Genomic DNA, 14,976 nt, shown 5'->3' on the forward strand with positions numbered 1-14,976 from the left:
GAATAGAGGTTCTAAGAATCATTCATAAATCTAGTTGCTCCCACAGTTACCTCAGGATTATTAATTCCTTCACGTTTAAGTAAGACAACTACCGTTTTTAATATGATTTTCAAATCCATAATCATATTATGATTATCTACATAGTCAACATCTAATTTAAACTTCTCCTCCCATGATAAATTATTCCTACCATTGACTTGCGCTAATCCCGTGATACCAGGTCGAACTTCGTGTCGACGCTTTTGCGTTTCAGAATAATGTTCCATAAATTCGTACATTTGTGGACGAGGACCTACGAGGCTCATTTCACCTTTCAAAATATTAAATATCTGAGGCAATTCATCTAAACTAGTTGCTCTCAAAAATTTACCAATTCTAGTAATTCTTTTTTCATCGGGTAGGCATTCACCTTTTTTATCAAACAATTCTTTCATGGTCCTAAATTTAATAATATTAAATGGTTTTCCATGTATTCCAGCTCTTTCTTGAATAAAAAAAATTGGTCTGCCCATAAAAATCCAAATCAACATCGAAACTAAAATATAGATAGGCAATAGGACAATTAAGACTACTATTGCAACAAAAATATCAAATATTCTTTTTATCATAAAACTTACCCTAAATAATATGATCTTATTTCAAATTTGGAATTCAGTTTTTTAATTTAACCGCTAAGAATTTTTTGATTTATATTCATAACCATAGTGATAATTATAGGCACCAATTAAAGACTGCTTAGCATCATTGAAAATAATCCCTTCTACTTTTACATTCGCACGTTGTAGTTTTTCGATTGCATAATTCACCTGTTTTACGTTTGAAACGTCATATCGTACGACAAATAAGACTGCATCCACCAATTGCCCTATCGATAGCGCATCTGAAGTGCCCATTACAGGTGAGGTATCGATAATGATATAATCATAGAACTGACGATAAAAATCTAGAAGCGCTTTCATTTTTTCATTTAATAATAATTCTGAAGCGTGGCTATGGCCTTTGCCCCTAGGTATAAAATGCAGATTTTCATATAGTGTGGTTTGAATCATATAGCTGCTATTAGCCGCATCAATCGTATCATCAACCAAATAATCGACCAATCCATTGATATTTGGCAAATTAAATCGATCTTGCAGATGACCTAACCTAGCATCCGCGTCAATTAACAGGACACGTTTACCTGTCATTGCCATTGCCACGGCAAGATTTGCTGAAATAAATGACTTACCAATACCAGGGCCTGCACTAGTCACTAACAACGTATTGCCATCGGTTTTTGTTGCATTAAACAATAAATGAGTGCGAATGGACTTAAAGCCTTCACTGACCATCCCTTCAGGTTCGATTTGCTCAACCAATGGTATTTTAGTTGATTTACTTTTTAACAACCGCGTTAATCGAGGCGAATGAGGAATGACACCAATCACCGGAATATCTGTATTGTTCTCTAGTTCTTCTAAATCTTTCACGCCCGCGAACAGCAATGATTTTAAGAATGCTAACCCGATACCTAACATCAAACCTAAAAGTGTCGCAATTAGGACAATTTGCGGTTTTTTTGGTGCGATAGGTTCATAGGTATTAATAGGTAAATCTATAATACGTACATTACCCAATTGCCCAGATTTGACAATTTGAAGCTGCTCATAATTTTTGAGCATATTTAAATAAATTTCATTACTAATCTTAACGTCACTCGATAATTCTAAAAACTGACGTTGAACCTCTGGAATACGCGTAATATTTTGTTTAAGAGCATCTTCTTTGTCTTTCAGCTCTTGTATTTGCATATTTAATTGCTTTAATACCGGATATTCATCCGTATAACGCTCAGATAATTCTGCTCGTTTTAGCTCAAGTTCACGAAGGTTGGTTTCAATCTCAGATCTTACTGTGATAGCTAGTTCAGCTTCTTTATCAATATCAACTGTCGCATTTTGTTCACGAAAATTATTAAATTTTGCTTCAGCTTCCGCGAGTTTCGATTTGAGTTTAGGCAGTTGCTCTTGCATAAATGCAAGGGTTTTAGTCGTTTCCGCGCTACTTTTATCAAGATTTTGCGTTTCATACATTTTTACGATACGCGTTAAGGTATTAGTGATTTCATCTTGATTAGCGCCTGTAAGTGAAGCGTCTAAAATGCCCGTTTGTTTACCTTTTTCAGCCACCGCAAGATTTTTTCTAAGGTTTTCTATCGCCTTAGCCGGTGTAAGTTTACTCAAGTTATAAGAATAACCCGGGGCTAATGAGGTCACTTGAATATCAATATTACCCGCACTGGTTTTAAAACGCGATGCCGTTGCAACTTTACCCGTAAACTCTCCGCCATCAGGAGAGATCAGTTTAAAATTTTGGCTGTCTATGGCAGTTAAAGTGAAAATTTTGTTCTGATAAACCAAAGGGACATTAAATTCAGCTATCCAAAGTCCCACCTTTAAGTTACCCACACCATTGTCTGTATGACTAACTAGAACACTTTTCTTGATCAGTAATTTGTCTAAGAAACTATCTTTAAGCTGATTGACATTTAAATCTAAATGCAATTGATTGATAACAGGCCAAAGAATCATACGAGAGTTGATGATTTCTACTTCTGTTTGCGCAGAACCATCTTGTGCATTTAAAAGATCGGCAACGTCCGCGCCCAATGCAGAAACGCCTGAGGATTTTTTGTCAACTTGAATTAACGCATTGCTTTGATAGATTGGCGTAGCCGACTGGGCATAATAAAGACCGCCTAGTAAACCAAGCAACAGCATTGATAAAATTAATTTCCAATGATTTAACAAAGTTGCGATTAATGCTCTTAAATCAATTTCATCATCATTTACTTTCTGATCCATGCTTACTCACTTGATGCTAAACTACGATAAAATACATTTTAATTGTTACAGAATAAATAAATCTTTCTTATAATTTCGAAAAACTGGCTAGGGTCAGAATTTACGCTAATTTATCCTTCCAGCTTTCTACGGCTTTATTGAGCAATTCGCGGCTTTCATAAAATTTCTCAATAGGCAGTTTATAAGGATCGGCTACATTTTCATTTATCCAGTGACCAATCCGATATACCTTTCCACGTTGGCTTGAGTAATTTTGTTTCATCCAATTCTCTTGATCTTTGGACATACAAAGTACCAAATCATAGGTTTGCATCAATTCTTGGGTAAGCTGCTGGGCACGATGACTACGCATATCAACATGCCATTCATCCATCACTTGAATGGCTTTTTCATCAGCCCCTTCGCCCACTAATGCACTTAAGCCCGCTGATTTTACGAGTAGATTAGGGTGCTGTTTCTGTAATAACGCTTCACCGATGGGGCTGCGGCAGATATTACCGACGCATACCACTAAAATTTTTTTAAATGACATCGTTACTTTCCATTCATTAAAAACTGCTAGCCACACTTGTAATTGAAGTTAATGGCAATATTTGACTGATTACACGATTCCAACGCGTCAGACCTGTTGGATCTACATACACGACATCACCAGGCTGCATTTTAAATCGATTTGCAACTGAAAAATTTGTAATCGAGGTTAAATCAATATGATAAATATTTGACTCGTTTTGGTAACTATTTTCTCTTAATACGTATACCTTTTTGGCATTTGCAGAGGTGGGCACCATACCGTTGGCTTCCCCAATTGCACTAATCAAACTTAACCCATTATCAGGAATTTGGATAGTACTCGGTTTAGTAAACTCACCCATTACCGTGACTTTATGATTGGTAATATCACCGACTTTGATAGTATCACCATTTCTCAAATATAGAGAATTTGGGGAATACCCGGCATTTTGTAGTGATTTAAAACCAAAGTTATAGCTTCTACCATCGCGTATCAGCTGAATGTTATTGGTATCTGAGGTATTAATGGTACCGCCTGCCATACTGATAGCGGTATAAAGATTGACGGGTTGATCTGCAATGTCATATTGCCCAGGCGATTTTACCTGGCCATCAACATAAAATTTATTACCACGGTAGGAAAGTACACGAACTTGCGGATCAGGATGTTTAAGATATCGAGATAAACGGCTAGCTATTTGGTTGGTAAGTTGTGAAACTGTTAACCCTTCAGCTTTCACTCTCCCTATCATAGGAAACTGCAGAAAACCACTTTGGTCGACCAGGTAGCCATTGGCATAAATATTATTCCCTGTCGATTGCACGACAGGGGTAATTTCAGGATATGCTGGTAAGAATATTTCAACCACATCGCCTTTTGCAATTGTACTATAGGTTGCAGCGGATTTTGAGACAGGCGGAAATGAGATTGTTCTCGGCCCTAATAGATTAGGTACTGGGATATTATTTGCGGTTAATTCGGTCACATTAAAACGAATGCCATTATCTGCTACAAATGACACGGGTTGGTCGGGTACTGTCGATTCAGGCAATTTACCAACATTCATACCGCTAGTAATTGCTGTCTTAGAGCTACATCCAGCAAATGAAAGTGCAAAAATGATAGGAGACAATTTTATGAGCTTTGCTAACATGGGACAATCTCCTAGAATAAAAGGCAAAATCTAACAGTTCTAATCAATATGGTGCGTAATTGTAATAAAAGTTTAATGCTACACGCTTGTAAATTTTGTAAATTTAAGTAAGCGACATAGGTATCATGACCTTTCACTTTATCATGTTAATTACTGAAAAAAGCCCTAACTCTTATTTTCAATAATACTTAATCCATTATAGTATTATAGATTTGCTTGATAAACAATTAAAAATAATACCTTAATCATTCTTTTATACAGCAATTTTAGTTCAAAAAAAAGCCCCTATAATTAGGAGCTTTAATTTGGTACCAGTGGTCGGACTCGAACCGACACGCTTTTAAAGGCAACGGATTTTGAATCCGTCGTGTCTACCAATTTCACCACACTGGCATAGATGGCTATAGCTTATTAGTTTATCTGTAATCGGCTATGTGGGGTGGTATTTTAGCAACTTTATTTTTTTTTGCAACAACTATTTTCATTATTTCTGTTTCCAACCAAAAATAGATAAAAATAATTTTTCAATAAAATCGATACGTTTTTTACACACTCACTCACTACTTTGTATAGTATTCTTGCCCACCACTTAATCATAATATCGCTAAAAACTCGAGTTAAATTTGTTAATTTATGACTTTTAATCAACCTGCCACGATCTGTTTTAACATAATGCTATGTATTATCATAGCATTCATAGCAGGTTGTAATTCATCAAATAGTAATCAAAATTCAACGACGTCAAATAACCAATCTGCCAAAGAACCTACCAAAGCTATCTCAAAGAATGCGCCTGCCGCTTCTTCACCTAAAGTGATTGAGAATCTACATATAGCCGCTTTTTCCACTCTTCGCATGGTATTGCCTATTTTGGTATCAGATTTTAACCATAATTACCCGAATATAAAGATTCAAATTACCTTTGAGCCCAATGCTGCGCTGTATGATACGGTCAATGCCAATCCTCAAAGCTTTGATATTTATTTAGCGGGTAATCAGAGTTATCCAAAGCAAATGCTTGCCAGTGTTAAAGGTAATACATCATCGCCTTTTACTTATACTCGGGGTCAGCTAGTGCTTTATAGTCATAAATACCCCATGGACATTAGCCCTACAACCACGCTCGATCAGTTGATGCTTGACAATAAACCCTTTAGTTTAGCGATAGCCAATCCAAAGAGTTTAGCTTATGGCGTGGCAGCAGAAGCCTGGTTGGTCAATCAAAATCTTTATAATAATATAAAGTCTAAGATTGTATATACCAATACTCTAGATGAAACTTTTGCGTTAACGGATAGTGGAAAAGCAGATTTTGGATTTGTAAGCCTCTCGCAAGTATTGAATAAACCCAATGACAATGTCCTTCAAAATGTGAAAACACTAACCAATAACTATTTGATACTACCTAAAGATAGTTATCCGCCAATTCTGCAAGATGGGATAATTTTGAATCACCCTGAAACCAGTCAAATCTTTGTGGATTACCTAAAATCGGCAAAAGCACAAGATGTTTTAACCGATGCGGGGTTTTTGCCGATTTGTACCTCCACCACCATCTTACCGGCTTGCAAATAAGTGATCGGGTTTTAACCATTTGCTACTTACAAGCAGTTAATTAATTTGCTATCGCTGATTTTAATTGATTAGCCAGCGCTGCTAGACGCTCATGATCGCCTTGTCGATCTTCATGCAAGCCGAGATGATAGATACTGCTTGGAATCAAATGAACGTGGTAATGAAATACCGATTGTCCTGCCTCTGCATTATTTAACTGCATCTGCACAATACCTTGGCGGTTAAATACCTTGCGCTGCGCTGCCATGATTTTTTGCGCGGTGCTGAAAACTGCCACAATGTAATCTGCTGGCATATCCGACAATTCAACGGCTTCACATTTTGGAATGACTAAAACATGCCCTTCTGCCATCGGCATGATATCCATGAAGGCAAGCGTTTTGTCATCTTCATACACTTTATGGCTAGGAATCTCACCACGAAGAATTTTGGCAAAAATATTTTGATTGTCATACTGCATAGATTACATTCCTTTTATTGTTTAAATGAGGCTAAAAAACGAGGCTAATAAATAAGCCTTAACAATTAGGCTAAGCAAAAAAATCTAATATGGTTTCATTTAAGATAAATTGTCGATCATCACCCAGCATAGTGACATCATAATTATGTACAAAGCTGACTGCTAATGCGCGACTGGGATCACACCAAGCCATTGACCCATTATATCCCATATGTCCAAATGCATCAGACACATCATGGAACAGACTAAACACGCGATGGTAACCGAGTCGCCATGCCATCACCGCTGGCATGATTTTGTCAAATTGCTCATTATGAATGGTTGAAAGCGCCTTAAAAACAGCAGAATTGATTAGCGTTTTACCTTGCCAAACACCGCGATTTGCAAGCATTGCATATATTGTAGCCAACGCTATCGCACTGGCGACACCATTTGCGGCAGGAATTTTTGCCTGTAGCGTGGCAGGGTGATAGTAATTAAATTGTCTGCTACCGATGGGTACCAGTGCTGACTTATAATCTTCGATATTGATATTAGCAGGTTGAAAATACAGCGCGTTAATGGCCTGCGTCGTCAAGGGACTGTCCGATTGAGACAATGTTAACCAAGCTGGGTAAAAAGGCAGGGATTGATAAAATTGTAGCGTTGAGTCAGCATCTTGAGTGAGTAAAGGCTTGGACTGAGTCTCTTTGGCACGTATTTGACCGGCAACCTGCTCGACTTTGTCCTTGGGTACCCCAAAGTAGACTTGACCGACCAAATTAAGCGGTTCCAATAAATAATATTCTAGCGCTTTCTGCAAGGGCAATTGGGTTGCTTTTTCAATCAGCCCACCCAATACCCAGCCTGATACCAAGGCACTATAAGCCGCGCTAGAATCCGCATTGGATTCGGTTGATTGATTAATAGGCTGCTTATTATTAGCTGAACTACTACCTGAACTATGCGTATTAGTTGGACTATTTAATGCCATTTGCTCAACATTACTGAGCATCAGTTGCCAATCTAGCATGTCTTTGGCGTGTTCTGTAATACTGACAATATTAAATAATCCTGATTCGTGCGTTAGCATATCGCGCAAAGTGACACTATCTTTGCCATTTTGGGCAAATGCTGGCCAATAACTAGCAAGGGTTTTATCATATGCTAAAAGATTTTGACTCACTAAAATATGAATCAACGTAACCAGTATGCCCTTGCCTGTCGAAAAATTCAGCGACAGGGTGGATGGCTGCCAAGGGGTAATTTGCTGGTTAGTTTTATCAATATTTGCTACGCCATGAGCCAGTTGAGTGACCGCTTTACCTTCATGAAAAATGACCAGACTGCAGCCACCTACCTTTTGATTAAGATCAAATTGTGACAATAGTTGTGCTAGGTTTTGATTGAGCGCTTGATAATCCATTAAATCCTTCATTGCTTCAATAGCATCCTAAAAAATCCTGTGCTAAAAAACACCCTGCTAAAAAATAGCCACTTAACATTGACCCTTTATTGAAATTTTTCTGTCGCTATTATTTAGCCTGCGCTTGGGTGATTTTCCCAATCAAATTGGCTTTTGGTGTAGCGGGATCATAAACACCAAACTCCACCTGCTCGTCACGATTATCAAATTTTGCGATAAACTCCACTTCAGAGGGCAAGAAAATCGGCAATTTAAAAGTTACATCACAGGTAAAGCTCTCTGGCAAATCGCCCAACGCACCCAAACATTTTGCTTTTGTCCACATACCATGGGCAATGGCTTTTGGAAAACCAAATGCTTTGGCGGATAAAGGATGCAAATGAATCAAATTAAAATCCCCAGAGACAAACGCATAGCGACGCCCAATATCTTCGGGAATTTCCCAGAATTCATGCATATCATTGTCATCAAGTGTAGGCTTGGCTTCTACTTGCGTCGTCGATGATTTTTGAGTCGTTTTTTGACGTTTTTGGCGTGATAAATACGTCGAAGTCCCTTCCCAAACCAGCTCATCTTTTTCAAAAACTTTAGTGACAAAATCAAATTGCTTACCACGATCATGGTCGCGCAGGTTAGCAAAGCTCACCGCCATTTTAAAAATTGCGCTATCTTTAATGCGCCGATATTGGGTAACACTGTTTTGCACATGAATCAAGCCGAGCATCGCAAAGGGAAATGGCTCTTTGACCATCATGTTCATCTGTAACGACTGCGACAGCACCGCAAAATACGTCGGCGGCACGTAGCTATTGTTTTCAAAACCACAAATTCTGCGGTAATCGGCTAAGTTATCATGATCGATTTCAAGCGTATTGACGCTATAAGTAGCATTGGGCAACACCGCATTGGCTGATTTGTCTTGGTCACCAATCGGTAAAAAACTTTTGATAATATTAGCATAGGTGGTGTGCGGCTTTGGCAAACGACTAAAATTTTGGTCTGACATACAGACTGTCCTTACTTTTTTACTTTTTAAGCTTGAGCCAACAAATGGCTATTTGATTAGATAGTGTTCGGGTATATTCCATTACTTTTCATTACCGTCAGATCTCAAAATCTGAGAACTTAGTTTATTATAATCGAATGTCACAATCTAATTGTTGATTTTTTGCATAAAGCTTAGTTTAAGTTTGACTTAGAAAAAATAATGAAAAAAAATCAGTAGCGATATTTTCGATACTGATTTTTTTTACAACGTCAAAATTAAGCGCCCAACACACTTTGCCCACAGACGCGGACAATATTGCCATTGACGCCGCCCGATGCAGGGCAAGCCAGCCAAGCGATAGTTTCAGCCACATCAATCGGCAAACCGCCTTGGCTCATTGAGTTCATTCTGCGACCTGCTTCTCGAATCGCAAAAGGTATAGCAGCCGTCATTTGGGTTTCGATAAATCCTGGCGCTACCGCGTTGATGGTAATACCGTTGTTTAACGTAGGCGCAGTCGCTTGTACCGCACCAATCACGCCAGCTTTGCTCATGGCATAATTGGTCTGTCCCAAATTGCCCGCAATACCGCTAATGGATGATACACATACAATTCTCGCGTTTTCATTGAAACTGTCATGACTGAGTAAGTAATCATCAATTTTTTCTTCCGCATTGAGATTGACGTTCATGACGGCATCCCACATGTTATCATCCATTTTTGCCAATGTCTTATCACGTGTTATGCCTGCATTGTGCACAATACCATCTAAGCCGCCACGTTTGGCTGCTGCTGCGGCTATTTTTTCGCCGGCATCGTCAGCTGTGATATCTAATGTTAAAGTAGAGCCACCTATCTCACCTGCCACTTTTTGCAAGTCCGATTGCTGTGCAGCTACATCGACACAGATGACATGTGCGCCATCACGCGATAATACTTTCGCGATGGCTTCGCCAATACCTCGGCTCGCGCCAGTTACCACCAGTGTTTTATCTTTTAAAGGTTTTTGCCAATCAACCGTGACTGGGTTGCCTTCACCCACTCTCACCACTTGACCTGAGACATAAGCAGAACGCGGTGAGGCAAAGAAACGAAGCGTAGATTCAAGGTTTTGCGCCGCATTTGGGTCTACATAGATAAGCTGGCTTGTGATACCGCGCTTAAACTCTTTACCGACAGATTTGACAAATCCTTCTAAAGCACGCTGGGCTGCTGCCTGTGCGATACTGGTGCATTTTTCAGGTGGCAAGCCAATGACGATGACTCGACCTGAGCGGTCAATCGAACGCGCAATCGGATGAAAGAAGTTGTAAACTTGTTTCAGGTCATGGGTTGTGTTAATACCTGAAGCATCGAAAATTGCCACTTTAAAATACTGATTTGCGCCAAACTGCTCGGCGTTAATCTGCGCATTTTGTAAAGCATCACGCGCTGACTCATTGGGGTCTAGATAGACATCCGCTTGCACATTCGCCAAGACTTTGGCGATGTCATTTGCTAAGACAGCGTTTTCACTGACCCCAAAAATGACACTGCCTGTCACAGGCGCTTGACCGTCTTTGTAACGCTCAAGACTAATTGGCATCGGTAAACCCAAATTTTGGGCAATCTTACGTCCCAATGGATTTTGAACGAATTCGGAATAATGGTCTGACATAAGGACTCCTTTGAATAGTTGGTTTTGCTTAGGCTATTAGATAAGGCTCAATTAAACAGTAAGTTAAATACTCAATTAAAGACAGTTACTGTCTAAATTTTATACCAATCAAGCAACCTTGAACAGTCATATCAAATAAAATTTTATTGGTTTTGTTGATTTATATAAATTATCGTTATATATATACCTTTAGGCGATATTTTTGTCTGCGTTTTATGGTAACATCACTAAAACTTAAAAAGTTAAGTTATTTTTAAAAGATTTCATTATTTTTAAAAAGTTATTTGGTTTAAGTTTATCTCAATTATTTAATTGATTGCTCAAAAGGACTTTTCTATGGACAATTTTCAACACCCCACTCACCAGCCTGCTGGCAAAAAGGTCGCTATTTTAGGTGGCAACCGTATTCCGTTCGCCCGCTCGAATGGTCAATATACCAATGTCAGCAACTCTGAAATGTTGACGGCTGCCCTTAACGGCTTGGTGGAACGCTATAATTTACAAGATAAACGCTTGGGTGAAGTGGTGGCAGGCGCGGTCATTAAATTAAGCCGTGATATCAATCTCACCCGTGAATGTGTGTTAAGCACGGCGTTAAGTCCGCAAACACCTGCTTATGATGTGTCACAGGCATGTGGTACTGGACTACAAGCAGCTTTCGCGGTGAGCAATAAAATCGCCTTAGGATTGATTGATTCAGGGATTGCAGGCGGTGTTGACACCACTTCTGATGCCCCTTTAGGCATTGGTGATGGGCTGCGTAAAGCGCTGTTAAAACTTAATAATGCCAAAACCAATAAAGATCGCTTGCAAGCGTTATTAAGCATTAATCCAAAAGACTTGATTGATGCACCGCAAAATGGTGAACCTCGCACCAAATTATCGATGGGTGACCACCAAGCCATCACTGCCCTTGAATGGGCGATCACTCGTGAAGCACAAGATGAGTTTACCTTTAATAGCCATAAAAACTTAGCACGTGCGTACGATGAGGGGTTTTTTGATGATTTAATCACGCCATTTAAGGGTTTAACACGCGATAACAATCTACGTCCCGATATTTCGTTAGAAAAATTGGCATCGTTAAAACCCGTATTTGGTAAGAAAAATGCCAACCCAACCATGACGGCGGGCAACTCAACACCGCTGACCGATGGTGCATCTTGTGTGTTATTGGGAACGGATGAGTGGGCTGCAGCGAATGGATTAAAACCGCTTGCTTATCTCACCTACCAAGAAACCGCTGCGGTTGATTTTACAGGTAAAAAAGGCGTTAAAGAAGGCTTATTGATGGCACCTGCGTATGCTGTGCCACGTATGTTGGAACGTGCAGGATTAACGCTGCAAGACTTTGATTATTATGAAATTCATGAAGCATTTGCCTCACAGGTATTGTCTACACTTGCTGCATGGGAAGATGAAAGTTTTTGTAAAGAGCGCTTAGGTCTTGATAAGCCACTTGGCGCGATTGACCGCAGTAAACTCAACGTAAATGGCTCATCACTTGCTGCAGGGCATCCGTTTGCCGCAACCGGTGGTCGCATTCTTGCTAGCACTGCTAAACTATTGGATCAAAAAGGATCGGGTCGTGCGCTGATTTCTATCTGTGCTGCGGGCGGACAAGGTGTGGTCGCCATTTTAGAAAAATAATCAAGTAGCTAATACCAAGTACTTATACTTAAGTACTTAGTATTCAAGTAACTGATAAATAAGTACTTAAAAAAATAATGTAAAAAAGGCGAGATAATGAACTCGCCTTTTTTATCGCCTAACTAAATTTAATCGGTTTTTCGCCATCTTCATCTTGCGGTTTATTTGGGTAGTGATGATCATGACCGATATCACAGTCTTCTGCCGCTTTCTTGGGTCGATGAATATAGCCAGTGCGCTCTTCTACACCCAAAAATTCATGCTCCCACACCATCACCGCTTGCATACAAGTTTGACGCTGTTCCTCCGTCAACTTTCGACCATCTTCCCATTTGCCAAGCGAAATCGCTTGACGAAATTTTTCAACAATTTCAGGCGTTAACGCTGATAAAATCGCTTGTTTATCCATGACCCAATTGTCCTTATAACCTTCAATAAATCACAATAGTTTAAAAAAATTTTGCTAAATAATTAAAAAATTATAGCAAATTAAGCGGATAAAATCTATTTGGCAAGTTGTTTTATAGCCGGCTAGCTGCCTACAACGGCGTGATTACAAATTGGGCAATGTTAATTTGCACGCAGATATTATATGCTTTGCTTATCAAAAGTTGTGAAAACTTACCTTATAAAAACTTACCTTATAAAATAGAGCACCCCTATGAATCTTCTCAAATACAGCTATCATCAACACGCTGTAACCCGTGTTTTTAATCAAAAAAAAACAGCTTTTAATCAAAAGCAGTTGGCTAAAGCAGTCTTTGTATTAAGCCTAATATCCGGCCAACATTATGCGTTAGCAGCGCCTGTATCGCCTGTATCAACTGCTCCAGTTCAGCAATTTTCGTCAGATACAGCCCCATCTACGCCGACGCCTATTACCGCTACCCAAGCATTGCAAAGGGCATTGACATCAGCCCATAAGCAAAACTTAGCTGCGCAAAAAGCGTGGCTGCGGTTGTTGTATTATCCTGAAACAGTCACCACAAAACAGCCCTTTGAAAGTCGGGTTAACAATCGTTTTAACCCACAAGCGAGCCAACGACAATTTTTTGCCAGCGCGCAAGGCGCCAAAAATCCCCAAGCAGAACTCGATGAAATCCTCACACAGTTATTTCACCCTACCAAAAAAAATAATGCCTCTGTGCAATGTCGCTTTCCCGCTCGTACACAGTGGCTCATTGAAAACTTAGCCATCGATACCTCAAGCATCCCCAACCAACATTGTGATGCACTCGATTCATGGCTACAAAAAATCAATCCCCAATCCGTCTCATTAATTTTTGCCAGTGAGTATTTAGATAGCCCACCGTCTGCGTTTGCCCATAGTTTTTTGCGATTTGATAATGCCGACCTTAGCAATCAATACTATTTGAACTTCACCCCAAAAGTCACCGACGGTGAGCATTTTTTAAAATTTGCTTACAAATCTAGTATCGGTGGCAATGCAGGCGAATTTACCATGACCAATTATCAGCAAGGTATCAAAGAATATTTGCAAGATAATGGGCGCAACGTATGGCAATATCAGCTCAATCTCAGCGATAAACAAGTTAAACAACTTGCCTATCGAACGTGGGAAATTAAAGACCAAAATTTGCCTTATTATCTGTTATCCGATAATTGCGCTTCTGAAATTTTGGTGTTACTAAACTCTATTTTTCCCGATAAAAATTTTTTAGTGAATAACTCCCCAATGATTTCCCCTGCCCAAGTGGTACGCATGTTAAATCGCGAAAATTTGATTCGCTCTACCAATTTTAGTCCTTCAACACCGACTGTTGTGCAAGCGCAATTAAACGCCCGCAACGCGGCAAATCATCCCAAGGCTTTTAACAATCCCCATCAAGATATAGCGCCAAGTCCTCAGATATTGCCCAGCCGCGACAATCCTGAACTAGCTAATCCTTTAAGTCGATTTGATATCGGGGTCAGCCAGCAGTCGTTTGACACGGTCAGTGGACGACCTAAGTTAGACAGTAACCAGGCTATCACTTTAAATTATCGCATGGTGTATCGTGATGCGTTGGATAAAATTGATGGCTATCCCATAGGCTCACAATTGACGGCATTGAGTATGGGTCTTAGCATTCATGACAACACCGACCAGCAAGATACCGTGCAACTTGAGCAGCTAGGATTATTTGATGTGCGTTCATTGCATCCGATTAATAGCGCGAAAAAAGGTATTTCATGGGGTGGCAATATTGGCTTACAGCGAGTCTTTGATGGTATCAAGGGTACCAGCAGTAGCAATAAAGATGACCTCCGCGCTACAGACAATCATTTGGTCGCAAATATCAGCGGTGAATTTGGTAAAAGCGTGGCAATCGGTAGCGCTGCTCCAAATACAGGCGATATGCCCGCCAATATTTGCTATGGCTTGGGCGCTATTGCAGCGCAGTTTGGTAAGGGCTTATATCATGGTTATCGTGCTGGGCTTGGCGTCAATATTGGGTGCAATGCAGAATTGCGTCCAAATTGGCGCGCGATATCAGAATTAACACTGCCATTTTGGTTAAGTGGCGATAGTGATAATGAAAGCTACTGGCAGCCCAAACTCAGTATTGGTAGTCAATATGATATCAATCAAACCAATGCGATTCGGGTTACCGCTAGCCGTGAATGGTTGCCAAAGTCTGACAATATCGATAACGTTGATGAAGTTGCGCTAAAATGGCTACACTATTTTGAATAATTTATTTTGAATAATCTGCGCCTAGCCAATTT

12 protein-coding genes and 1 tRNA gene are annotated in these 14,976 nt (G+C 39.7%); 3 read left to right on the top strand and 10 right to left on the bottom strand.

All coding sequences use genetic code 11. The features are described from left to right. Nucleotides 1-11: 11 nt before the first annotated feature. The 5 genes from LAJ61_RS00380 to LAJ61_RS00400 all read right to left on the bottom strand — a co-directional run bounded on the left by LAJ61_RS00380 (nt 12) and on the right by LAJ61_RS00400 (nt 4,903). Nucleotides 12-608 carry a sugar transferase gene (locus LAJ61_RS00380; protein ID WP_224054039.1) on the bottom strand — a complete coding sequence of 199 codons (597 nt, stop codon included), beginning with the start codon at nt 606-608 and terminating at the stop codon, nt 12-14. Between the two features lie 63 nt (nt 609-671). Then, a complete protein-coding gene (locus tag LAJ61_RS00385; protein WP_224054040.1) occupies nt 672-2,843 on the bottom strand; it encodes a polysaccharide biosynthesis tyrosine autokinase in 2,172 nt (723 codons plus the stop codon). A gap of 100 nt (nt 2,844-2,943) precedes the next feature. Then, nucleotides 2,944-3,375: a low molecular weight protein-tyrosine-phosphatase gene (locus tag LAJ61_RS00390; RefSeq protein ID WP_224054041.1), complete on the bottom strand. Its 432-nt coding sequence runs from the start codon at nt 3,373-3,375 to the stop codon at nt 2,944-2,946. A gap of 16 nt (nt 3,376-3,391) precedes the next feature. Further along, nucleotides 3,392-4,510, bottom strand: coding sequence for a polysaccharide biosynthesis/export family protein (locus LAJ61_RS00395; RefSeq protein WP_224054042.1), 1,119 nt, complete (start codon nt 4,508-4,510; stop codon nt 3,392-3,394). 306 nt (nt 4,511-4,816) lie between these two features. Next, nucleotides 4,817-4,903: transfer RNA gene (locus tag LAJ61_RS00400), tRNA-Leu, on the bottom strand. 240 nt (nt 4,904-5,143) lie between these two features. Between LAJ61_RS00400 and modA the strand changes: the two genes are divergently transcribed. Then, nucleotides 5,144-6,085, top strand: coding sequence for a molybdate ABC transporter substrate-binding protein (gene modA / locus LAJ61_RS00405; RefSeq protein ID WP_224054043.1), 942 nt, complete (start codon nt 5,144-5,146; stop codon nt 6,083-6,085). Nucleotides 6,086-6,125: 40 nt separating this feature from the next. Here modA and LAJ61_RS00410 read toward each other — a convergent pair whose 3' ends face one another. The 4 genes from LAJ61_RS00410 to LAJ61_RS00425 form a co-directional block, all read right to left on the bottom strand. Next, complete coding sequence (locus tag LAJ61_RS00410; protein WP_224054044.1) at nt 6,126-6,545, bottom strand: HIT family protein; 420 nt, start codon at nt 6,543-6,545, stop codon at nt 6,126-6,128. A gap of 70 nt (nt 6,546-6,615) precedes the next feature. Then, nucleotides 6,616-7,962 (bottom strand): serine hydrolase domain-containing protein, encoded by a 1,347-nt coding sequence (locus LAJ61_RS00415; protein ID WP_224054045.1) that lies wholly within the window; start codon nt 7,960-7,962, stop codon nt 6,616-6,618. A gap of 97 nt (nt 7,963-8,059) precedes the next feature. Next, nucleotides 8,060-8,956, bottom strand: coding sequence for a MaoC family dehydratase (locus tag LAJ61_RS00420; RefSeq protein ID WP_224054046.1), 897 nt, complete (start codon nt 8,954-8,956; stop codon nt 8,060-8,062). A gap of 257 nt (nt 8,957-9,213) precedes the next feature. After that, entirely contained in the window at nt 9,214-10,596 is a 1,383-nt protein-coding gene (locus LAJ61_RS00425; RefSeq protein ID WP_224054047.1) for a 3-oxoacyl-ACP reductase, read from the bottom strand. Nucleotides 10,597-10,932: 336 nt separating this feature from the next. On the opposite strand from LAJ61_RS00425, the gene LAJ61_RS00430 reads away from it, so the two are divergent. Beyond that, nucleotides 10,933-12,246, top strand: coding sequence for an acetyl-CoA C-acetyltransferase (locus LAJ61_RS00430; RefSeq protein ID WP_201666271.1), 1,314 nt, complete (start codon nt 10,933-10,935; stop codon nt 12,244-12,246). 118 nt (nt 12,247-12,364) lie between these two features. Here the strand turns inward: LAJ61_RS00430 and LAJ61_RS00435 are convergent, their stop codons facing one another. After that, nucleotides 12,365-12,655 (bottom strand): YeaC family protein, encoded by a 291-nt coding sequence (locus LAJ61_RS00435; protein ID WP_036595824.1) that lies wholly within the window; start codon nt 12,653-12,655, stop codon nt 12,365-12,367. 252 nt (nt 12,656-12,907) lie between these two features. Here LAJ61_RS00435 and LAJ61_RS00440 point away from each other — a divergent pair, with 252 nt between their 5' ends. Then, nucleotides 12,908-14,944 carry an Lnb N-terminal periplasmic domain-containing protein gene (locus LAJ61_RS00440; protein ID WP_224054048.1) on the top strand — a complete coding sequence of 679 codons (2,037 nt, stop codon included), beginning with the start codon at nt 12,908-12,910 and terminating at the stop codon, nt 14,942-14,944. The last annotated feature ends 32 nt before the right edge of the window (nt 14,945-14,976 follow it).

This window comes from Faucicola osloensis (assembly GCF_020041925.1).
GTDB classification, from domain to species: domain Bacteria; phylum Pseudomonadota; class Gammaproteobacteria; order Pseudomonadales; family Moraxellaceae; genus Faucicola; species Faucicola osloensis_D.

Bases quoted from the DNA above. Each gene is read 5' to 3' on its own strand.
- LAJ61_RS00380 (WP_224054039.1), bottom strand. From the start codon at position 608: ATGATAAAAAGAATATTTGATATTTTTGTTGCAATAGTAGTCTTAATT.
- LAJ61_RS00410 (WP_224054044.1), bottom strand. From the start codon at position 6,545: ATGCAGTATGACAATCAAAATATTTTTGCCAAAATTCTTCGTGGTGAG.
- LAJ61_RS00440 (WP_224054048.1), top strand. From the start codon at position 12,908: ATGAATCTTCTCAAATACAGCTATCATCAACACGCTGTAACCCGTGTT.
- LAJ61_RS00420 (WP_224054046.1), bottom strand. From the start codon at position 8,956: ATGTCAGACCAAAATTTTAGTCGTTTGCCAAAGCCGCACACCACCTAT.
- LAJ61_RS00390 (WP_224054041.1), bottom strand. From the start codon at position 3,375: ATGTCATTTAAAAAAATTTTAGTGGTATGCGTCGGTAATATCTGCCGC.
- LAJ61_RS00415 (WP_224054045.1), bottom strand. From the start codon at position 7,962: ATGAAGGATTTAATGGATTATCAAGCGCTCAATCAAAACCTAGCACAA.
- LAJ61_RS00425 (WP_224054047.1), bottom strand. From the start codon at position 10,596: ATGTCAGACCATTATTCCGAATTCGTTCAAAATCCATTGGGACGTAAG.
- LAJ61_RS00395 (WP_224054042.1), bottom strand. From the start codon at position 4,510: ATGTTAGCAAAGCTCATAAAATTGTCTCCTATCATTTTTGCACTTTCA.
- LAJ61_RS00430 (WP_201666271.1), top strand. From the start codon at position 10,933: ATGGACAATTTTCAACACCCCACTCACCAGCCTGCTGGCAAAAAGGTC.
- modA (WP_224054043.1), top strand. From the start codon at position 5,144: ATGACTTTTAATCAACCTGCCACGATCTGTTTTAACATAATGCTATGT.
- LAJ61_RS00385 (WP_224054040.1), bottom strand. From the start codon at position 2,843: ATGGATCAGAAAGTAAATGATGATGAAATTGATTTAAGAGCATTAATC.
- LAJ61_RS00435 (WP_036595824.1), bottom strand. From the start codon at position 12,655: ATGGATAAACAAGCGATTTTATCAGCGTTAACGCCTGAAATTGTTGAA.